Annotated in this window: 8 protein-coding genes; 3 read left to right on the top strand and 5 right to left on the bottom strand. The window is 48.7% G+C overall.

Features of this window, described 5'->3' with window-relative positions:
• Window positions 1-31: 31 nt before the first annotated feature.
• Window positions 32-970: a LysR family transcriptional regulator gene (locus AB4405_RS15955; protein WP_372061791.1), complete on the bottom strand. Its 939-nt coding sequence runs from the start codon at window positions 968-970 to the stop codon at window positions 32-34.
• Between the two features lie 105 nt (window positions 971-1,075).
• Between AB4405_RS15955 and AB4405_RS15950 the strand changes: the two genes are divergently transcribed.
• From AB4405_RS15950 to AB4405_RS15940, 3 genes are read left to right on the top strand one after another with little or no spacing between them, the layout of a single operon-like run.
• The gene (locus AB4405_RS15950) at window positions 1,076-2,389 is read left to right on the top strand and encodes a cytosine permease (protein WP_372061790.1); all 1,314 of its coding nucleotides are present in this window, start codon (window positions 1,076-1,078) and stop codon (window positions 2,387-2,389) included.
• A gap of 5 nt (window positions 2,390-2,394) precedes the next feature.
• Window positions 2,395-3,519, top strand: a complete 1,125-nt coding sequence (locus AB4405_RS15945; protein ID WP_372061789.1) for a DUF917 domain-containing protein — start codon at window positions 2,395-2,397, stop codon at window positions 3,517-3,519.
• Between the two features lie 4 nt (window positions 3,520-3,523).
• On the top strand, window positions 3,524-5,104 hold the full coding sequence (locus tag AB4405_RS15940; RefSeq protein WP_372061788.1) for a hydantoinase/oxoprolinase N-terminal domain-containing protein: 1,581 nt from the start codon (window positions 3,524-3,526) through the stop codon (window positions 5,102-5,104).
• A 257-nt stretch (window positions 5,105-5,361) separates the two neighbouring features.
• Here the strand turns inward: AB4405_RS15940 and pfaD are convergent, their stop codons facing one another.
• From pfaD to AB4405_RS15920, 4 genes are read right to left on the bottom strand one after another with little or no spacing between them, the layout of a single operon-like run.
• On the bottom strand, window positions 5,362-6,999 hold the full coding sequence (gene pfaD, locus AB4405_RS15935) for an eicosapentaenoate synthase subunit PfaD (RefSeq protein WP_372061786.1): 1,638 nt from the start codon (window positions 6,997-6,999) through the stop codon (window positions 5,362-5,364).
• Window positions 7,000-7,019: 20 nt separating this feature from the next.
• Window positions 7,020-12,959, bottom strand: a complete 5,940-nt coding sequence (locus AB4405_RS15930; protein ID WP_372061785.1) for a beta-ketoacyl synthase N-terminal-like domain-containing protein — start codon at window positions 12,957-12,959, stop codon at window positions 7,020-7,022.
• Window positions 12,956-15,067 carry a PfaB family protein gene (locus AB4405_RS15925; protein WP_372061784.1) on the bottom strand — a complete coding sequence of 704 codons (2,112 nt, stop codon included), beginning with the start codon at window positions 15,065-15,067 and terminating at the stop codon, window positions 12,956-12,958. Before AB4405_RS15925 ends, AB4405_RS15930 begins: the two co-directional genes overlap by 4 nt.
• Window positions 15,067-22,854: a phosphopantetheine-binding protein gene (locus AB4405_RS15920; RefSeq protein WP_372061783.1), complete on the bottom strand. Its 7,788-nt coding sequence runs from the start codon at window positions 22,852-22,854 to the stop codon at window positions 15,067-15,069. The genes AB4405_RS15925 and AB4405_RS15920 overlap by 1 nt, the downstream gene beginning before the upstream one ends.
• Window positions 22,855-22,875: the final 21 nt, after the last annotated feature.

Below are 22,875 nucleotides of genomic sequence, written 5' to 3'. Positions count from 1 at the left end.
ATTTGAGTTCACCTTGAATTAAGAGAGCACCCTAGATTAAATCCAATGTTTCCCGCTGGTGTAACTCATCAAAAAATGCGCGAACAGCGGGAGAAAGAGATTCCACAGGTTGCTTTAACACTAGATAAAACTGACTTTTCAAACTCCACTTCTCCGGTTGAAGCGCTATCAAAGCCTGATCATAGTGACCACGATCGATTAAGTGGGAAGGCAAGAAACTCAAGTGTGTTCCTGCCAGTGTTAGGATCACTCCCGACTCTACATGCCAACCATCAAAAGGCTTTACTGAATCGTACTGTTCAATATTGAGTAATCGGAACATCTCATCTTTGGCATAACCCCCCATATTGATACGACAACCATTAAGCGAAAAATCGTTATCCATGATCTTTTCGGCCAGATCTTTGCGCGCATATAGATAACTGTGCTCTTCAAACAGTGGGTATTTATGTTGAAATGCTGACTTTTGATGTGATCCCAGGACGACTATCATCATATCTATCTGGTTCTTTGCTAGCTTCTCGTTCAACTGGGTGAAGTCCCCAACATCGACACTGACTTCAACACTGTTACTGCGCTGGTAAAATGTTTCGATCGCTTTTGGAAGTGGGTTGTAAGGCAAAGTAACGGTGTTATCCAAACAACCAATTCGTACATGTCCAGAGAGTTCGGTCTGCACGCCTCGCAACTTATAAGCAAAGTCGATTAATGTCGATTTTAATTGGTTCGCATATTTATACACTTGTTCACCCTCATGAGTGAGTTTAAAACCTCGCCGACCACGTTGACACAATGTTAATTCTAAGCTTTTTTCCAAGGCAATAAGTTGATTACTGAGCACAGGCTGGCTAATTCCAGTGCTCGCGACCGCTTGATTGATACCTCCTTGCTCAACAATTTCACAAAAAAGTTCTAATCTTCGTAGGTCTCTTTTATCTAACTTATTGTTTGGGTTCACTTTGCTACTCACATTTGGATTTCGTTATGTTTACATCTGATTATATTCATTTATTAGCAATAAATACATCAGTATGCTTTATTCACACTTATGGAATAACAATGCACGGATGGCGCTATGGCGACAGAAGCTTACATGAATAAACCCGAAGCAACACGCAGCCACAAAAAGATAGATGACTTTGAGTTGGAACCTGTTCCCGAGAAAGCCAAGCGCTCTTGGTGGGTGATCAGCCTTATCTGGTTGGCTATCGGCATCGATATCTCTGGCTTGTTCCTTGGTTCGATTCTAAGCAGCGGGATTGGTTTTGAGGACGCATTGCTTGCCACGTTTATCGGCTCTGGCTTACTCGCAGTGATTGCGATGTTGTGTGCCAACATTGGTTTTCAAGCGGGTGTATCTACCCCACTCGTGAGTAGCGCAGTGTTTGGTCGTAACGGCGGTAAGATTCTTGGTTTCATCAATGGCATCTCGTTAGTTGGCTGGTTCGCTTTCCAAGCTGACTTCTTTGCTTTCATCATGGTGGATGCTCTGGCGAAATACGACATCGTTATTTCTCATCTAACCGCTCTGATTGGCGGCAGTGTGTTAATGATGATGACCGCCATTTACGGCGTACGTGCCTTGGGTAAACTCAGCACCTATTCTGTTCCTCTTATGGTAACGCTGATTACGATTGGCTTGTTCATGGCCGCCGACTACCAAGGCGGAGCAGCACCCACCATTGAAGATCCTCTAACTCTTGGCCAAGCCATCTCTTTTGTTATGTCTATCTGGATTCTTGCAGCCGTTGCCGCACCTGATATTGCTCGTTACGCCAAAACACGTCGCGACGCAATTTTAGGGGCTGGTATCGGCTTTCTAGTCGGCAACAGTGCCATCATTCTTATCGCATTAATCCTGACCAAAATGACCGGAACCGACGATATCGTTGAAGTCTTCTTCACACTTGGTTTAGGTATGGCTGCCATCATCGTACTGGTGTTTGCTCAATGGACGACCAACAGTAGCAACTTGACTTCTGGTGGCTTATGCATGTCGATGGTGCTGCCTAAGATTCCTCGTCCAGTGTTGGTTGTGATCATGACCATCGTAGGCATTGGCATTGCTCAGCTCGGCATGGTGAACAAATTTACCGACTTCTTAATGCTACTGAGCGTGACCATCGCACCTGCTGCGGGTGTCTACATCGTTCAATACTACGTTTTAGATTCAACAAAGATGAGCTTTGAGAACATCCAACAAGTTCCAGCTTGGATGTTCAAAGGCCTAGCTTCTTGGGCATTTGGTACTGCATTCAGCGCCTGCACCGCACCAGAATTCTTCAACCTGTTTTCATTAACCAGCATCTCGGCGTTAGACGGCATTCTTGCAACTGGCGGTATTTACCTAGCCCTAATGAAGCTTTCTCCTTCAAGTGATAAGGAATAGTAGTTGTGATTATTACTGAACAAATGATTGATGATATCGCGCTTGGTGCCACTGTATTAGGCACGGGCGGCGGCGGTGACCCATACAGCGGCGCATTAATGGCGAAAGTCGCTATCGCAACAGCAAAACTACCTGTCCACATGATTCCTCTGGAAGAGGTACAAGACGATTGGATGACTGTGCCCTCTTCTATGATTGGCGCACCAACCGTCTCAGTAGAAAAGCTCAACTCGAAAGATCAAATGCTGGTTGCATTCGAAGCAATGGAAAAGGCGCTCGGCACCGAGGTAGCGGCGACATTCCCTATCGAGGTAGGCGGCTTCAACTCACTGATTCCAATTCTCGTTGCAGCGCAAAAGAACATTCCTGTAATTGACTGTGATGCAATGGGACGTGCCTTTCCTGAAGCTCAGATGGTGACCTTTTTCCTCGACGATTTACCTTCAGCACCCAACACGTTGGCCGACGAGCGTGGCAATGTGGTCACGCTTTATCCGATAGACGGAATTTGGTCTGAAAAGTTTGCTAGGCCGATTACAGAGCAAATGGGCGGCTCGGCAGCAATGTGTGACTACCCAATGAACGGTAAGAACCTAAAGCGCAGCGCATTGCCTGCAACACTGACCCAAGCAATGAAGATTGGTGAAGCGATCAGACTCGCGAACGACAACAACCAGAGCGGCACACAAGCTGTGTTAGACATTGTTGGCGGCCACACACTCATCAGTGGCAAGATTGTTGACATTCAACGTGAAACTGACGGTGGCTTTGCAACTGGTGGCGTCGTGATCGAGAAACTGGCTCAGTTTGAAGATACTGGCGTAGATAACGTATTCGTACAGTTCCAAAACGAATTGCTTCTGGCGCATAAAGGCACAAGCCGCGCAGACATGAATCAAGAAAACCTACTGGCTTCAACACCAGACCTAATCTCAATATTGGACCACGAAACGGGTAAGCCAATCACTACCGAACAACTTCGTTACGGACAACGCATCGACCTTATCGCCTACCCTTGTGACCCCAAATGGCGCACTGACAAAGGCATCGAAGTCGCAGGACCAGGTTACTTTGGCTACACCGTCGAATACCAAACCATTGAACAATTAAAGTCTGCATTGAAGAGGTAGTAGCATGACAAACATTACACTTGATTACTGCCGTTTAGGCATTGACGTGGGTGGCACGAATACCGATGGTGTGTTGCTCGACGCAGACTTAAATGTGATTGCTAAGGTGAAAACCGCAACCACACACGACATTTCCACTGGCATCGATAATGCAATTTCTGCACTACTAAGCCAAGCGAACATTGACGGCAAGCAAGTGAAACACGCGATGCTTGGCACCACGCAGTGCACCAACGCAATCGTTGAGAGGAAAGGCTTAGACAGAGTCGGTATGATTCGTTTAGCCCTTCCGAGTGGTGACAGCGTCCCGCCCCTTTGTGGTTGGAGTGAAGCGTGGCAAAGCCTGCTTGGTGAACACTTCTATCAAGCACACGGCGGCTATGAATACGACGGCCAATTGATTGCCGACATTCAAGAGTCTGAGATCCGCGAGCTTTGTCAGAAAATGAAAGGTCACGTCGATTCCATTGCTATTTGCGGTGTGTTCTCTCCCGTCAACGGCGACCAAGAGCTTCAAGCAGCAGAGTGGATCCAACAAGAACTTCCGGGCGTGAACCTATCGCTTTCCCATAAAGTGGGCAGCTTAGGGCTTCTAGAGCGTGAAAACGCCACGATTCTGAACGCAGCCTTGCAAGGCACAGCAAAACGATTCGTCGATGGTTTCTGCAATGCACTAGTGAACCATGAGATTCACACCACACCATACTTCGGTCAGAACGATGGAACCTTAATGTCGCAGCAGTTTGCGTTGATGTATCCAATTCTCACTGTCGCTTGTGGGCCAACAAACTCGATTCGCGGTGCTAGTCACTTAACTAAGTTAAAAGACGCGATTGTGGTCGATGTGGGCGGTACTACGTCTGATATTGGTGTGCTCACCCATGGTTACCCAAGAGAATCGAGCTTAGCGGTAGAAATTGGCGAAGTGAGAACCAACTTCCGCATGCCTGATATTTTGGCGCTAGCCATTGGTGGTGGCACCAAAGTTCATTTTGAACAAGAGTGTATCCAGTTAGGGCCGGAAAGTGTTGGCCATACCTTAACGCAAACGGCACGCAGCTTTGGTGGTGATGAACTTACGTTAACCGACATCGCACTCAAAACAGGTCAATTACAGTGGCAAGCAGAGCATCAGCTAAGTGATGAGATTGGTATATCAACCGAGCAAGCAAGTCAGGTTTATCAACAAATGGTGACCGACGTTGAAGAAGGCATCGATAAGATGAAGACTTCTGCAGCGAGTGTTCCGGTAATCATGGTTGGTGGCGGCAGTGCCCTATTCCCCGACCACTTTGAAGGTGTGAGCCAAGTGGTTCGCCCTGAACACTTTGAAGTGGCGAATGCGATTGGTGTCGCGCTGGGTGAAATATCAGGTCAGTTCGATAAGATCGTACCGATTGATCCGGCTTCTCGAGAGGAAACCTTAAAGGGATTGGAAGCGCAATCCAAGCAAATGGCGATTGAGGCTGGCGCATGCAGCGACAACGTAGCCATTATTGAACGTAGCGAGATCCCACTAAGCTACCTTCAAGGCAACATGGTTCATGTGAAGATCAAAGCCGCTGGACACATCAAAATGATTTAAAGCGAATCAGTGACAGTTGTATTGAACTAGGCTCTATAACGAAAAGCAGTCAACTTCTTCATACAGAACGACTTCTAACATGGGCACTTCTTGAGGCCATAGCCTCAAGAAACAAGCGACCAAATACCCACGGACAGCAGCTTACCCTCGACGTCAGAGACAAAAAAAGCGACCTCTTAAAGAGGTCGCTAATTTGTACATTAGCCATCAGGTAATACGGTCACGTCACACATTAACCATCAAGTGACATTCATCACTTAAGCCATTCGCTGGCTCGGTGTCCAGCGGGCAAGATCTGGCGTAAATTTAATACCTTGCGAGGTTAATAAATTAATACGTGCTAGATACGCGGCACCATGCATCAGATGTTTAGCAAGATCAACCGCATTACGCTGCTGATAATCATCAAGATAGCTGTCTTTTGCCCACGCATTGAACGCGCCTAGTGCAGGACCTGCCCAGACTTGATAATCCATTTCACGTCCCTTTTCACCCGTGTTTGACCAGCGGCTAGAAAGGCCCAGATACCAGCGGAAGATAAGCGCCATTTTACGTTTTGGGTTACCTTCTGCTCGTTCAATTTGTTTCGGATCACGTTCGTTAAAGTGCGCTACCGTACCAGCCCAGATATCATCCAAGGTTGAACGGAATACCTGAGTCTCAAGCTTGTGGCGCTCGTCGGCAGGAATAGCTTCAATCGAGTCGTAACGCGTGTAGATCTCATACAATTTGTTGGCACGCATTGGGAACAAGGTACCGCGCTTCACTACTTGTAGCTTCACACCCATTTCAAACATATCAGCCGCAGGCGCCATGGTCACATCAGCCATTTCAGTGGTTGAAAGCAACTTACGGGTATGCTCGCTCGCGCCAGCTTCTACACACGCTTGGTTGATTGAACCGGTCACAATGTATGCCGCCCCCATGTTGAAGGTCGCTAGTGCGGCGTCAGGTGTACCTACACCACCGCCACAACCAACACGAATCGGGGTCTTGAACTGATACTGGGCTTGGATTTTGTCTTTTAATGCCAAAATTGTTGGCAGTAACGTCACCAGTGGACGGTTATCCGTGTGACCACCAGAGTCAGCCTCTGCAGTAATATCATCAGCCATTGGCACGAGCTGAGCCAGTTCCATTTGCTCAGCGCTAATACGCCCTTCATCCACTAACGCTTGCAGCATTTTCACCGGCGCAGGCGCCATGAATTTGCTGGCCACTTCAGTACGGCTCACCTTAGCGATGACCTTATTGCCAATCTGAATCTCGCCTTTGGCGTCACAACTCAAACCTGCAGCTCGGTAATGTACGATTTGCGGCGTTAGACCTAAAAATGCCGACGCCTCTACCGTCTTCACTTTGTGCTTCAAAAACAGCTCTACGCTGCCGCGCTCAAGGGCGGGTTCACTTGGGCTATGGATCAGGTTAAACGCGTACGGGCCGTTTGGTAGCGCCGCTTGAATGCGGTTAATCGCTTGTTCAACGCGAGACGGAATAAGACCCGCTGCGCCAAATGAGCAGAGAATACCCGCTTGACCAAGGGCAATAACTAGCTCTTCCGAAGAGATGCCGTTTGCCATCGCGCCTGCATAGTAAGCATATTTTACCCCGTGGCAGCGACGAAACTCTTCATCGCCAAGACTTTGTGTACCCAGTGCTGGCGCGTAAGCGCTGACAGGTTGGCTGTTTGCTGCGCTTGCCGCGTCACCTGACGTCACTTCTGCGTGTTGGCTAAGCCCCAACCCTTTCTCAGGATGGTTCACCACATAGCAGCCAAGGCTTAAGTCTTTAAGAATGGTTGCCATTGTCGCTTGGTCAAAATGCGTCGTGCTGTCTTCAATTTGCCACGGCCATGGAGAAAGCTTTTCGTTGTTTATGGTTAGTTGTGTTGTCATTATAATTTGTCCTTTCTCACTTAAGCTTCTTCGATGCAGATAGCAATGTCTTTCACTTCATAGATACGAAGGCCGTCTTTGCTCAAGTTGGCGTCACCAACAATGATTTTCTTACCGTCTTCATCTTTAATCGCAGTAATGTGCACATCGAGCGACATCTGTTTGTTCAACGGGTTGATTTGACCACGATATTTCCACTTCACTTCAGATTGGATCTGACCAAACTTCGGTGAACGGAAGCCCGCACCAAGGTCTTTGTTTAGCGCATAGGTCTGCATCAATTCGATGATGGCTTCTACGCCAAGTGAACCCGGCATCACTGGATCTTGGTGGAAGTGGAACTGGAAGAACCAATCACTTGGGTCAATCGTGCGCTCAGCGTATAAGTAGCCCAGTCCTGATTTACCACCATCACTGGTGATTTGCACATTATCGATGAAGTTCAAACGGCCACCAGCCAACTGATAATGCGGCTGTGTTGCCCCATTTGCCAATACAGGTGCATTAAAGTAACGGCTTGATTTATCAAGCAGATTAATGCTGACATCTGGCGTACGATTGTTGTCGACATGCCATGGCTGCGTCACTTTACCGTTGTCTAAGCCAAGTTGATCTTTCAGCGCAGCGCCTTTGAAGTAACCAAATACCGCTTTGCCTTCATAGAAAGGCACACCATCGGTGCTCAACTCAAAGCTAAAGCTCTGTACGATGTTGGTGCCCATCATGACCGTCGACAGTAGACGAGAATCATTGGTGATGGTTTTACCGCGTAAATCAACATTGCGCAGCATTTTGCCACTGCCGTCTAGGTTGCGGAAAAACAGTTCTTCACCAGGGAATCCTAGGGTCGTCCCCATGTAGCCTGAGATAAAGCCATTTGGCTGCAGAGAGATCTCCATCAGCACTGAATACGGCATTAAGGTTTCATGGCTGTTTTCGTCGAAATACCATGCATTGGCTGGTACTTCATACTCAGCAATACAAGACGACGGCTTTTTGAAGTCACCACGTTTACCATTGATTTCTACTACTCGGGTCGTAAGCTGCAGATCGCCACACGGAGTACGTGGTGGGATCATTCCACGATAAATAGAGAAGTCAGGGCCGAAACATTTTTCAATGTCACCCGTTGCAAACTCAAACATATGGTACGGCGTAAACGGAACCGTATCCGGCGTGCGGTTCAGATAATCAGGTGTGATTGGTGCTTCAACGTGCTGTAAAGGAATCACGCCTTTATTTGTCGCGGTCTCTAAATCGGGGATCTGAGCCATCAACGGCGCATTGGCGGATGCTTGATTGCTCGCTTTGGTTTCTGTCGGTGCAACAGTTGCAGCCGTTAATGCCTCAACGTTTACCGATTCACTGCTACCAATAAGTTGAGGGTAGCGCGTACATTCTGCTTCTTCCTTGATCATCACCCCAAGGTTTTGGAAATCAACAATCACTTTGCCGTTCAGCAAGATATCGATGTTCGCTTTCGCATAAGGACGTGGGCTAACACCAATTTCCGTCACTTCCATGCGGTATGTCAGCTGAGCCGATTGTGGCAATACTTGCCCACGACAACGCACTTGTTGTGGCGCATTTTCTAGTGGCTGAAAGCGACCATTTTCAACTAACGTGTGCATACCAAGGTGCATCATGTAGAACTGCAGTAATTGACCACAACCTTCCGCCATCAATGAACCGGCCATCACGTTGTCATCTTTAAAGTGACATGGGAAATACCAGTGCTCTTTCTCTAGCTGTTTGTGACCTTCAATCAGACCTAAACCCCACGTGCCGCCTTGTGGCTCTACGCGGCTCACTTGTTCAATCATCATGAACTTCTCTGAACTAAAGCACAATGAAGGTTGGTGCGTGTTGGATTGATGCGTCGGACCAAAACATTCCGCGATGTTCGCTGTCAACAGGTGACGTAATGCACTGTGATCAAACTGCGATTTCGGGCAATGCAGCATTGGCTCAAAGCGTTGCTTCGTCGCTAATTGACGAGCCTTGATTTCGCTTTCAGTATGAATGACACCTTTACCATCCGCTAACTCTTCATCGGTGAAGAAACCAGCACAACCGTTATCCATTTTCAGGATCATCTTGTCGCCGATAAAACACTCGTACGAGAAGAAGAACAACAAGGTATCGCCATTGCGAGCGTAGTTGTTAATGGAGATATCGTAGCGTAGCGTATCACCACCACGAGGCAAGTCGCCAAGGAACGTCAACGTACAATCTAGAAGACGGTAAACACGTTCACCTTTGTTTTCAAAATCAATGCCTAAGTAGCTGATCAACATCAGATCGCACTGACCGGATTCAACCGCAACCGCCCATGGGATTTGACCATCCACTAAGTAGGGTGCGTCCACAGGAATGTCGTACTCGGTCGTCATCGTGCTTGGCTTGTATTCCAGCATCGTGGCATCAAGCTTGGTCACGCGAGAAACCAAAAGATAATCAGTAGTTGGCAGTCTTACACGGCGCTTATAGCTGTCGATAATAGCGTAATCTGGGCCGAAAACTTTGGCGATATCGCCTTCTGCGTATTCAACCAGATCATCGTAATCCCAGATACAAGGTTTACGAACGGGTCTCGCTGGCGCCGCGTACACATTCACAGGTTCAACGACTGGCTGAGTAGCCGCCACGGTTTGAGTGATTGGAGTGGCAACGTTCGTGCCTAATGGCGAGTTAGAAGCCATATTATTAGACGCGCTATTATTAGACGCAATAGTCGTTGCGCCACCTTCTAAGCCCTGAGTGATCTCGTTCAATTGCGCTTTAAGGAGTGCATCGGCGATTTGTAAACCTTGTGCGCGATTGTGCAAAAAGGCTTGATGAACTTGCTGCGTCAGTTGCTGGTTTTGTTGAAACGCAGAATCTTGAGTCGCGGATAATTGAGACGTCGGCGCGCTATTTTTAGCGGATAAAACATCAGTCATAGTGCTGTGATTACCTATAAACGGACTCTGACGGCTTGCATGCAATGCCACGCCCGTCACAGTTGTAGAGTTGGATGATTGAATTTCAATGGCTGGCTTTGTCTTAACTGATTTAGTCTCAACCGGCATAGCAACGGTCGCTGGCGACAACGTTGGTACTGACACCGTGCGGCGACCTGTTTTTCCAACCATTTTTTGTTGAATATGTGGCAAGGTTGATAATGGCGCTTGCGTAATATGCTGATAAATATCGCGACCACCAAGGGACACCGATTTAATCAGTTGACGCTTCGCATCACTGGCTATCTCGCGCTGTAAGCGAAGTGTCAATGCTTGGGATTCAATCTTGGATTGCGAGACAAGCAATTGTGAGCACTGCCCTTCACTAACGTTAGCAATGATCGCCTGTTTGGATAGATGACCTGCGACAGGATCAGCAATACCATTGAGATTGAGTAGGCCATGAAGCAAACTCGCCATACCAGAAGCCGCTGAACAATGCCCTAACCGCTTGCTGGCTTGAGTTTGCTTAGCAACGTGGTTAACGAGTATGTCAGTGTGCCCCAAAGGCACGCCTTTCTCTGGCGCGTGGTTAAGCTCAACCACAGCAATTTGGGTTGAGTGCGTAGCAGATTGCGTCAATAACGCGTCGGTGACGGCTTGACTACGAGTACTGTTTCCAAATGCAAGCTCACCAATTTGACCATAGCTTGTGACGTTACCATCTTCAGTAATTTGGCGTGTTGCAGCGTGCTGCTCGTCAACCAAAACAATGGCACCCGCCCCTTCACCAACATTCCAACCGGCATCCTGTGGCTGCATTGCCACTGGCGTCACACTGTTCTTGAGGATAACGTGCTCGGCGCTGCCACTAAGATCAACCGCAGCAATCACAACCGCATCTAACGACTCTTGCGACATCAGATTTTGCGCGACGTCTATACAACGCGTGACCGATTGCTCTGCAGCAGAGATGGTGAACGCCGGGCCATTAAAGTCCCACAACGACGAGATACGCGACGCCATGATGTTACCAATGAAACTGGTGTATTGGTTAAGCTTCGCCGCATCCATGACACTGTCCATCGCGATTGTTTCTAGCGCTTGGTATTCGTCTTGCGACAGCTCTACACCCATATTGGCAAAGCTTTCTGCCAATTGGCTGTGCAGGTTGACACGACCACGGAATTGGTGCATTTCAAGCTCAGTTTCCATCGCAACCAAGACAGCGACTTTTTGTCCAGCCACTAACTTGGCATCACGAATCGCTTCGTCCGCGACTTTCATCAACAACAGCTGCTGAGAGATCAAACGATCATCTTCATTCGGTGGGATTTTAAAACGCAGAAAATCCAGCTCAAATTGATCAATATACGCGCCCGCTGGCACCGCATTCAGCCCAAACTGGCTGAGTAACTCTGGATGCTGATCGAGCCCTTTCCAACGCTTTTTCGGCAATTCAATAAAGGCATTACCATCGGTGTCAATCGCACGACTTAACGCATTGATACTTGGCAATGAACCAAAGTGCGAAGCCAAACCAGCAATGCTAAGCTTTGATGCCTTCGGTGAAGCGGCGCTTGGGTGGCGTTCTTTGGTGTCCTGTTCGCTGAATGGTGACGCAACGCCAGTACTCGAATAGGCCTCAAGCAACAAGTGCGCGTTACAGCCGCCAAAACCAAACACAGAGACCCCGGCACAACGCTCAGAGTTACCCGATTTACTCGGCCAAGTTTGCACGTTTCTTGGTAATGTCTGCGACCCAAATAGGCCATCAGGCGACGACAACGGCGTATCGAGATTAATACTTGGTGGTAATACGCCCTCTTTCATCGCGAAAATCATTTTCATGATTCCCGGCATGCCAGCTGCGGTAAGCAAGTGTCCAAGGTTCGACTTTGCCGAGCCAATCAATGGCGCATTTGAGCCATTAAGTTTATCGGTAAAGAATCGCTCCATAGAGGTCAACTCAACTTTATCACCCAACGGCGTTCCCGTTGCATGACATTCAATCACTTCGATACTGTCCGGACTCAGCTCAGAGGCTTCATAAGCACGTTCAAATGCCTGTACTTGGCCTTTGCTGTTCGGACTCAACACAAATTGACCACGACCATCGTTGGACAGGCCAATTCCGCTGACTACTGCATAAATATTGTCGCCGTCACGCTCCGCATCGGCTAAACGCTTAAGCACTAATACGCCCGCGCCTTCGCCCGCAAATAACCCTTTGCTGTTGCTATCAAAAGGAACAGACACACCGTGATCGGGATAAGCGTGGAAAATCGAGAAGCCCATATTGATAAAGAACGGGTCAGCACCGGAGACCGCGCCAGCAAGCATCATGTCAGCCTTGCCCGTATTCAAATAATCGCAAGCCAGCTTCAATGAGTAAACGGAGCTAGCACAAGCAGCATCAAGGCTTAGCTGAACATTACCAAGTCCTAGCGCATCCGCCACTAATTTAGAGGCATTGTGCGCCGCTGCACCATTGACCGTATTCAAGTCATGCGCTTGCTCATTGGTTGGCAATAGTGAAAACTGATCACTATTGAGCTTAGTTTGAAGCGCCTTCTCAACCACCGAGTGATACATCGGAAGAAACAGATCATTCGAGCGCGTGGTAGGAAACGACAACGCCCCCATGATGACGCCAGTACGTTCAAGTACATCGGCATTTAAGGCAATACCGGCATCATCGAGTGCTTTCCGGCTCGTGTCCAGTGCCCAAAGAAAGCTTTGGTCAACGCCCTTAAAAGACGCGTCCGTGACACGGTAACCTTGACCATCAAACGCAAAGTTTTCGATGTAACCGCCTTTATCACAATAAAAGCGATCCGATTGGCCTTGGGTTCCTTGATAGTCTTGCGGGTTTGCCCCCAGTTTCTCTGCGCTTAGTGTCGTGCGAGAGTCTTTTTTATCTATCAGGTTTTGCCAAAAATCTTGTGGCGTATCCGCATCAGGGTATTGGTTGGCAATACCGACAATGGCGATTTTGTTATTTTGCTGAGAACTCACACTGGCTCTCCTTGATGATTATTTGCTGTGGTATCTGTTGCAGCCAGATCATGCGGATGTTTCAACTCATTGAGCTGCTGTTCTAGGCCTTGAATAAGAGGCGCAACAGAGAGCGGGATTTGATGCGTGATAAGTTGGCCAAGACACTTAAGTAAGGTCACTACGTCTTCGCCGCCTTTGGCGTTGGTGGCAACAACACAATGTTGATTGGCGACATCATCACTTCGATTAATCTTGTCGATTAATGTACTGGTTTGCCTATCAGCGCCAACTTCGACAAACAGGCGTGCGCCTTGCTCACGAGCACTGCGTATCAACGCAGTGAAGTCGAGTGTCGAGCAGAACGTATCAGCAATGGCGCGTGCAATACTGTCACTGTCTATATTGACGGGTTGATTGCCCGCTGCGCTGATGAACCGAATATGTTGCGGCAATACATCAAACAACGGCTGCGTGTAAAACTCACGAACTTGCTGATGTTGACTCAGCGCGGGTGTGGTGTGCATCGCCGTCACTCGATTGGCTGCGATGCCGCGTTTACCCAATTTTTTAAGTAAAGCGCGACAGCTTTCCTCGCAACCAGCTAAGACGCACGTATCACCCTGAACAATCGCTAAGTAAGCCCTTGGGAATTCGGCTAACAGCGCCTCAATCGATGCCGCGTCACTGCGAACCACAAAACTGTTCCAACGGATATCATCCGTCTCAGTCAGGTTCCAGTCTTCACGAACCGCCGTGAGCTTGCCTGAAATAGCGGTGGTAAAAATAGGACTGGTTTGCGTCATTTCAATCAACGCATGAGGGTTCTTCCAAACATTAAGGCTGGCCCACATCGAGGCTTCACCCTTGGAATAGCCCAGCGCAAAGTCTGGCTTCACAGCGAACTCATCACAAAGCAGTTGCGTCAGTAGATAACTGCTGCCCACGCCTGCAATCGCCAGCTCACTGAGTGACATCTCTTGTGCGTCATCTGAATACGTTTTTTCCGCTTGCAGCATATCGGCCAGGTTGCCTTCACGCTCTAGCCGTGCATAAAGCGATGGAAAATACTGATGAAACTCACGCAACATGCCCGGATAGACCGTACCGACACCAGGGTAAACAAACGTTACGCCACCTTGGCTGGTCGGTGCTGGAGAAAAGCCACTACCCGCTGGGGTTTTGTAATGACTGTTATCGGCCATCACTTTCGGCAACGCTTGCTGTAGCGCGTTAATTTCTTGTAAGGCCGCCTCAAGCGATGCCGCTTGAATCACGATATTGGCCTGTGAATTAACAGGCGGTGATTGAGACTCAAACTGCGTGAGGTTGCGGTGCATCAACGTAGTCAGTGCGAGTACGTCATGATCGGAGTCACGGGCACTGACAAGATCATCATTCAACTGCGTTAAGCGTGCGATTAACTCGGCTTGGGTCGTGCCCGACACGACAAACATCAATCGCGTCGCAGATAGCAACGACTTGGATGGTTGTAAACCGGTCGCTTGAGTAAGGACTAGGCTGGTCGATACTGAGCCAGAGCTATTAATACTCGCGTCATCCATAAAGGTCAACGTTGCTACGCGTGCTTTATGAGGCTCAGTAAACCAATAGCCGTTCGCTAATGTGCGGCCTGAGATTGATTGAATCAAAGACAACAACGCAGAGAACTTCTCTTCAGACGTCACGGCGGACGTTGAAATTTTCTGGCTAACATCGCCGTTCGAACGCTTGGCATGCGCAAGTGCACGGTCGATACTGTGCGCTTCACTCGCCGTATTAACGTTATCCGAGGGCTGCTCAGCGGCCATTCCTGCTAGATAAGCATGCGGATGGACCTTATTTTTTGCTGCGGTGAGTGCGCTCAACATCCAGATACGTGCTGGTGCGCCAGTAACAAGATGACCAGAGGATAACGTCTCAGCGGGATCGGCGGTAAATTCTACCAAGTGCCCTTGATTAACAGCATCAATGGCAAGGTTTAAGGCAGAATTAAAATCATCGCCAATCGTGATTTTCTCAACGCTGGCTAACAGAGGTGATAAGTCGGCAGAAAGCTCAGCAGCAAACGCTGGCTGAGCCAAAAGAGCGATGCGCAAAGGCATCGCTTGATTAGAAGGAACCGTCATTATGACAATGGCTCCTTTTCTGCTTTCAATTTGTCTGTTGCCAACGTTTCTGTTGCCAATGTTGCAACCGGTGAGTTGGCGAGAAACGCATCATTAAGGCTCTTACTGATCGTCACTTTTGCCCCTTTCATCACCGCGCTCACGCGACCATCTTGATGGTAAAGTGAGATATTCGCTTGAAGTGAACGAGCTGTGCTCTTAATCACATCCAGCGCTATCCACCCTTTATCTCCGGCCTGCAAAGGCTGATAGCAAATAAAATCACCGATTGCCGATGGCAAACTTGCCGCGCCATATTTCATGCGAGCCCAAACTAACATCGCTTGCAGTAAGTAGTCTTCCGTAAAGGGTTGGCTATCCGCAAAACCATTTTTCGCGACAAACGCACCACAATCACGGTCGGCAATGATTGGCAATTGGCACTGCGCAAGTAAACTTGAGTCATCAAAACGTTCTATTGTCGTGATGCCTTGCAATCTCGGGCCGTGGAACAAGGTTCCATCGCTGTACAGTGACGCTTGCGTCGCAACGCTTCCTGCTTCATTTGCCTTAAATTGCTTCGTTAACGCGCTCGGCACATCCGATGAACATTGCACGTCGGCAACTTGTAGCTCCGCTTGATACTGAGGACGACCTTGGCAATGAATCATTGCTTTAATTCGACCCGCAGACTTCGCCAAAGGTGACAATGTCACTGTTAGCTCTTGTGCTTCATCAGTATCAAATATGACCCCTTTCAGCAGCTTGTAGTTGTGAACGCTAACGCTCACACCTAACTGTTGCTGCGCCGTTTCACGCATCCATTGAATGGCACACACTGTCGGCAACACAGGGTTACCGGCAATGCAGTGGTCTTGAATAAAAGGCAGGGCCTTTGGTTCAAGAATACGTGTCACAGTGATCGTTGTAGTTAGCGGACTCTTTGCAAGATGCACAGACTCCGCATTAAGCTTTTTTACAGCGGCTTCCTTGTTGTCAGAACCTTGCATGCTCGTTCCCACAAGCAGTTGAATGCCTGTTTCGCTTAGCAGTTGAGTACTGAACAATTCAGCGCCGGCTTGTAGAGGAATAACGTAGACACCACGATCATTGAACATTTTCTTCAATGCGGCATTCACCATGCCACCATCCCATGGTCCCCAGTTAAAGCTCATCACTTTTGCTTCAGGGTGACGCGCAGAAAGTTGCAGCGCGGCTTTGTTCAAAATCTCATTAGACATCGCGTAGTCGCTTTGTCCCGTATTGCCGTAGAAACCTGCCGCTGATGAGAACATCGCGATAAGCTTAAGTTTGCTGCTATCAAGACCATTCAGCACGGCTTCAAGTCCACCGACTTTCGTGCCGTAAACCATATTCAGTTCATCGAGTGTTTTGTCTTGAATATGCTTATCAGCCAATACGCCAGCACCATGAATCAAGCCAGTAATGTCGTTAATGCCCGCCAGTGTTTTTGCCACTGATTCGCGGTTTGAAACATCAAGGCTTAGGTACTCAGCACTTGCTCCCACTTCACTGAAGGCGAGCAATGCGGCATTGATTTCAAGGCTGCTCAATACTGGCTTTAACAACGCATCCACTTTCTTAGGCGTTGGCTTGTCACCCGTGCTTTGCAGGTGAGCAATCGCCGCAGGCTTAAGTTCGTTTGGCTGTTTGCCTTGCGCCCATTGTGGTAGTTCATCAGGCGTAATGTGTTGACTACGACCCGCTAGGATGAAATGCGATTGGCATTGTTTTGCCAATGTTAGTGCACATTCAAAGGTCACCCCTTTCGCGCCACCCGTAACCAGCACTTTATCGCTCTTTGTTAACTGGGCTGCGGTATTTTTAGTCAATGCCGAACCAGGTGTTGCAGCAACTAACGTTGCACGCCCTGATTCTTTAGCAGTGGCTTCACCGAGACCAATTTCAACGGTATCTGTATTGATATCAAACAGCTCAGCGGTAATAGCATCGCCTAAGTGACGAGCGTCTAGCGCTGACGCGGCATCCAGTGCGCGACAAAATACGTTCGGCCATTCATGACTTAGCGTTTTAGTGAGACCAGACAGCGCTGCTTGGTTTAGCTCCGCGCCTTTTAACTGCTCGCTATCTAGGTAACCGAAGCCACCATCGATACGGCTGAGTGTAAAGAACGCACTACGACCTGTCGCTGTGTTCAACTGCGTTTTTAGATGCTTGGCAAACAAGAACGCGACAGTCAGTGACGCTTTCGCATCCGAGTTAAGGTTAATGGCTGATGCGTCACTTTCTGTGCTCGCTGCCACTTGCAAGTGAACGAAACCCGCAATCACCTTGTTTGATTTTTTAAGCTCAGCTTCGATATCGCTGATCACCGCGCTCACACCAGAATCATCGACACTGGCAAGTGTATAGCTCGCGACTTCTGAATTAAGTGGTGATGCCGCCGACATTGGGCTGCGTACTACCGCGACTTCAATACCATTCGCCGTCAGTTTTTCCGCCAACACACCCGCATTGTGACCATCATCTGTAATCACAACACACGCGTCTTTAGAGAAGCAATCGACCAGTTTATCGGCCGCTGGTAACTTTTTTAGCGCCACCTCGCTGTGTGGAGGCAATTCTGTTGCAACAGCTGCAACGATTGGCGTCGCCGTTTCAGTCACCGTAGCGGTCACTTCATTCGTTGCCGAAAGCTTGCTTTGCATGTAAGTCACGATTTCACCCAGTGTACGGCACTCGGCTAAATCTTCAGGGTTAAGCTCAGGTAGATTTGGCAATTGATCTTGAACGGTTCCTAAGATCTCGACGCGTTTAATCGAATCAATACCTAGGTCGGCTTCCATATCCATGGCTAAATCTAGCATCTCTGCTGGGTAACCCGTCTTGTCCGCCACCACTTCAAGCATTGTCGCTTGAACATGTTCCGCGTTAAGACTGTTTCCAGCAGCAACTGGCGCAGCTTCCGTAGCTTGGGCCGTATCCGAGCTCAGCTTGCTGTTCATGTAATCGACGATTTCACCCAGAGTACGACACTCGGCTAAATCTTCAGGGTTAAGTTCTGGCAACGTTGGTAGCTCGTCTTGAACCGTCCCCAAGATTTCAACTCGTTTAATAGAGTCGATACCAAGGTCGGCTTCCATATCCATCGCGAGATCTAACATTTCTGTTGGGTAGCCGGTTTTTTCTGCCACCACACTCAGCATCGTTGCTTGAACTTGAGTCGCATTGAGACCACCCGCTACAGGGGCCGCTTCAACCGCTTGAGCTGGGCTCACACTCAGTTTGCTATTCATGTAATCAACAATTTCACCTAGCGTACGACACTCTGCAAGATCTTCAGGATTTAGCTCTGGCAACGTTGGCAGTTCATCTTGAACCGTACCAAGGATCTCTACACGCTTAATTGAATCAATGCCTAGATCCGCTTCCATATCCATGGCAAGGTCGAGCATTTCTGTTGGGTAGCCTGTTTTTTCTGCCACCACATTGAGCATGGTTTGCTGAACAACCGTCGCGTCTAAGCCATTGGATACTGGCGCGACGTTCACAGAAGGTTGAGCAGCAGCTGGCGCAGAATCGGCTGGTAATTTGCTGTTCATGTAATCGACGATTTCACCCAGAGTACGACACTCTGCCAAATCTTCTGGGTTTAGCTCTGGTAACGTTGGTAATTCGTCCTGCACGGTACCTAGAATTTCTACGCGCTTGATAGAGTCGATACCAAGGTCCGCTTCCATATCCATTTCTAGATCGAGCATCTCAGTTGGGTAGCCTGTCTTCTCGGCGACCACTTCTAACATGGTTTGCTGAACGACCTTAGCATCAAGACCATTCGTTGCGGTGTTAGGAGCTGTGTTAGGTGCTGATACTGGCGCGTTAACCACCGCTGGCATCTTGCTGTTCATGTAAACAACAATCTCACCGAGTGTGCGACACTCTGCTAAATCTTCTGGGTTTAGCTCTGGAAGGTTTGGCATTTCATCTTGCACGGTCCCTAGAATTTCCACGCGCTTGATAGAATCAATACCAAGGTCCGCTTCCATATCCATGTCTAGATCAAGCATCTCAGTTGGGTAACCGGTTTTCTCCGCTACCACGTCTAACATTACTTTTTCTGCGTCCGCTGTCGCGACTGGTGCAGAAGTGACAGGTACAGAGACCACTGGAGCAGGTGCAATTGGCGCCACTACTACTGGTGCTGGTTTCGCAGCGTGTGCTTGCGCGACCGGTGCTTGACGTTGTGGCGTAACTTGAGTCGGTGCCACGGCTTGAGTGACGGGCGCTGCGACTGGTTCATGAGAAACAGGTTCATGAGATGCAGCCGCTTGGGTTACAGGAACTTGGGTTACAGAAGCCTGAGCGACAGGCGCTGGTGCTTGCTGAGTCACGATAACAGGAGCCACAACTGGTGCTACTTGCGTCGCGGCTTGTCCTGTTAGCATCGTCAATGCAGACGTGTTGCTGTTGGATTGCTGCTGTAAGTATTGTGCGTGCGCTTGAAGTGTTTGCGCTTGATGTTGATGGAACATTTCCATCGAACGCTGCAAGCTGTCTGGGATAGCAACACCAGCCGTGGCCATTTTTGCTTGCTCTGACATTAAGGTATTGAACGTATCCCCGTATTGCTGAGGAATCGCCAAGAACTGTTGATGTACTTCGGCCGCTTGCTGCTGAGCGTTGAAGAAAGATTGTAGCGAAGACTCATCGACCGAGACCGCTTGCTTAACTTGGGCTGCGACAGGCCGAGCTATCGTTGCGCTCTGTGCGGAAGCTTGCTCAGCCGCAACGGTGACAGGCACTTCCACGTATTCTGTTTTAATCACTTCTTTTTCCACAATCTTTTCAACTTCAACTTCGACTTTTACTTCAACGATTTCCGTTTTTGCCGTTACGCTACCCGTCGCTAAAGACTTGTCCATCTTGTTACGAGTGGACGGGCTGATGTAATTCGTTGCATTAAGCTTGATGTTCATCGGCGATGGCTTGGCAGGCGCGGCAATTGGCGCTTGGTACGGATCAATATTGTTAAGAGAGACACCCGCAACACAAAGCTGGACGGCAGCCAAACGTAACTGTTGGTCGCTGTCACCTTTAGGGCTTGGGTTGATACTGATAGTGCAAAGCGCTTCGCTCTTATCTGCCAGTGTTTTCTCTACCAACTTCTGAAGGATATTTTTAGGTCCAAACTCAACAAAGACGCGTGCGCCTGCTTCATACATTGCTTCAAGCTGCTCACTAAAGCGAACCGACTGCAGCATATGCTGTTTGAAGGCTTTCTTAATGGCTTTGCCATCTTTGCCGTGAAGTTTGCCCGTTGCATTCGCGTACAACGGCACGGTTGGTGCGCTGAACGTGGCTTTATCAATAGCGGTAGCGAACGGTTTTTGCGCGTGGGCCACTAATGGCGTATGGAATGCACCCGATACTGGCAATGCAATGGCTTTAAAACCTTGTTCTGTCAGCGCTGCTGCAGCTTGTTGTGCGGCATCGGTTGGGCCAGCAATAACCAATTGAGTTGGCGCATTGTAGTTCGCAATGCTTACCCCCTCGAACGCACCAATGCACGCTTCAACGACAGCAAGCTTGTCAGCATCCAGAATAACCGCGTACATGGTGCCGCTGTCGCCTTGCTCTGGCGTTGCTGCCATGGCATCGCCACGAGCAAACGCAAGTTGGTAGTAATCATCTTGCGAAATCACACCAGATGCACACAAGGCACTCAATTCACCAAAGCTGTGACCTGCAACCATGTCCGCTTTAAATCCAGCTTGAGTCATAATGTCGAACTGACCCATAGACAAGGTGCCAATAGCACTTTGCGCGTTGGCGGTATTGGTTAATACCGATTGCTGTGCTTTCTCTGCGTCTGCAGTGAACGTTGGAATAGGGAAAAGAACCTGGGATAGCGCGGTTTTTTTATGCTGACCAAATACTTGATCGGCTTTCGCTAATTGTTGGCGCATTTCTGGGTAGTGGCAAGCCAGTTCGCGCCCCATGTTGAGGTACTGTGAACCTTGGCCAGCAAACAGCGCAGCAACCTTAGCCGTGCCCTTCTTCGCAATCAGCGCTGACTCACGGTAGCTTGTACCGTTAGGGAGCTGCCAATATGGCTTGTCTTGGCTGTCCATCATTGCGATAACTTTTGCTAACTGAGCTTGCAAGTCAGCGTGGTCTGTCACCACTAAGCCCAAACGAGCATGGGATGCGTCTAATTCGCGCAGTCCATGTTGCTCGGCCAGCGCAGTCAACTCAATCTTATTGTCGCTAACATTGCTAGCAATTTGCTTAAGGTCAGCGATGAGCGCGGCGCGAGTCGCTGCACTGAACAATAAGGTTTGTGGTACTTGACGCTGACGGTACTGATCGCCACGTGCATGCTCTTGGGTATATTCTTCTAATACCACGTGGAAGTTCGTTCCACCAAAGCCGAATGAGCTGATACCCGCACGACGCGGTGTACCGTCCACTCGACGCATCCAAGGACGCGTTTGAGTATTGAGATAAAACGGTGAGTTTTCGATATCGAGCTTAGGATTCGGGCTAGAGACATTGATAGTGGCAGGCAATACCTTATGGTGTAGCGCCAATGCCGCTTTAATCAATCCAGCGGTACCCGCGGTTGATTTAGTATGACCGATCTGAGATTTCACCGACCCCAATGCAATGTGCTGCTTTTGCTCGTTGTCTTCACTGAATACTGAATTTAAACCACCAAATTCAGCCACGTCGCCCGCAGCAGTACCCGTACCGTGCGCTTCTAGTAACCCAAGTGTATGCGGAGCAAAACCAGCATCATCGTAGGCACGTTTCAGGGCTTTGGCTTGACCTTCAGGGCGAGGCGCATAAATACTCTTAAACTTACCATCAGAAGATGAACCTACCCCTTTAATCACAGAGTAGATTCTATCACCATCACGCTCAGCATCTTCAAGACGCTTTAGCGCAACCATACCAATACCTTCGCCAATCATCATCCCTTTCGAATCGATATCAAAAGGTTGAATGGTTTCATTGGTGGTAAACGCTGGTGTCTTAGAGAAGCTCATGTACATAGTTGGTGAGTTATCAGTACACACACCACCAGTAATCATCATTTCACTACGCCCTTCCACCAGCTCACTCAATGCCATGCGCATTGCTGCTAGTGAACCCGCACACGCCGCGTCCACGACGCAGTTAATGCCGCCAAGATCGAAACGGTTAGCGATACGACCAGAAATCACATTGCCCAACGAGCCTGGGAATGAGTTTTCTTCCCAGTGAATGTATTGGTCTTGGAATTTCTTAATCATCATTTCGCTGTCTTCGTCGCTAATACCACTGCTCTTGAAGACTTTCTTCAGCACTGGGTATTGCAAACGAGCGTTTAGGCTTTGAGCGATCTTTTGACCACCACCCACGCCAAGCGTAATACCGATCTTGTCGCGGTCATAGCCTTCAGGCAGTTTCGCGTCTTCGAGCACTTCTTTCGCAACAATCAGCGATAGCAGTTGTGATGTATCAGTCAGCTCTAGGATATTTGGCGGTAAACCAAACTCCATTGGGTTGAAATCAACCTCTGGAATAAAACCACCACGCTTACAATACGATTTGTCGGGTGTTGTTCTATCTGAATCGTAGTAATCCTCTGGACGCCAGTGTGTGTCCGGAACTTCAGTAATCGCATCAATTTTTTCGCTGATCAAATCCCAAAATTTGTTCAAGTAGCGAGAGTTGGCAAACATGCTTGCCATACCAACAATCGCAATTGGCATATCTTTGAGGCGTTTATTCAGTCGAGTATCGTCTACTGATTCGGGTGTATTTGTATCGGGTTGGCTCATTATGAGTCTCCACTGGAAATC

This window comes from Vibrio sp. 10N.261.51.F12 (assembly GCF_041471725.1).
Taxonomy (GTDB): Bacteria; Pseudomonadota; Gammaproteobacteria; order Enterobacterales; family Vibrionaceae; genus Vibrio.
Note: the sequence above shows the minus strand (reverse complement) of the source record. Positions and strands in the feature narration are given on the sequence as shown.

Excerpts from the sequence above, each read along its gene's own strand:
- AB4405_RS15925 (WP_372061784.1), bottom strand. The coding sequence starts at position 15,067 with ATGACGGTTCCTTCTAATCAAGCGATGCCTTTGCGCATCGCTCTTTTG.
- pfaD (WP_372061786.1), bottom strand. The coding sequence starts at position 6,999 with ATGACAACACAACTAACCATAAACAACGAAAAGCTTTCTCCATGGCCG.
- AB4405_RS15940 (WP_372061788.1), top strand. The coding sequence starts at position 3,524 with ATGACAAACATTACACTTGATTACTGCCGTTTAGGCATTGACGTGGGT.
- AB4405_RS15920 (WP_372061783.1), bottom strand. The coding sequence starts at position 22,854 with ATGAGCCAACCCGATACAAATACACCCGAATCAGTAGACGATACTCGA.
- AB4405_RS15950 (WP_372061790.1), top strand. The coding sequence starts at position 1,076 with ATGGCGACAGAAGCTTACATGAATAAACCCGAAGCAACACGCAGCCAC.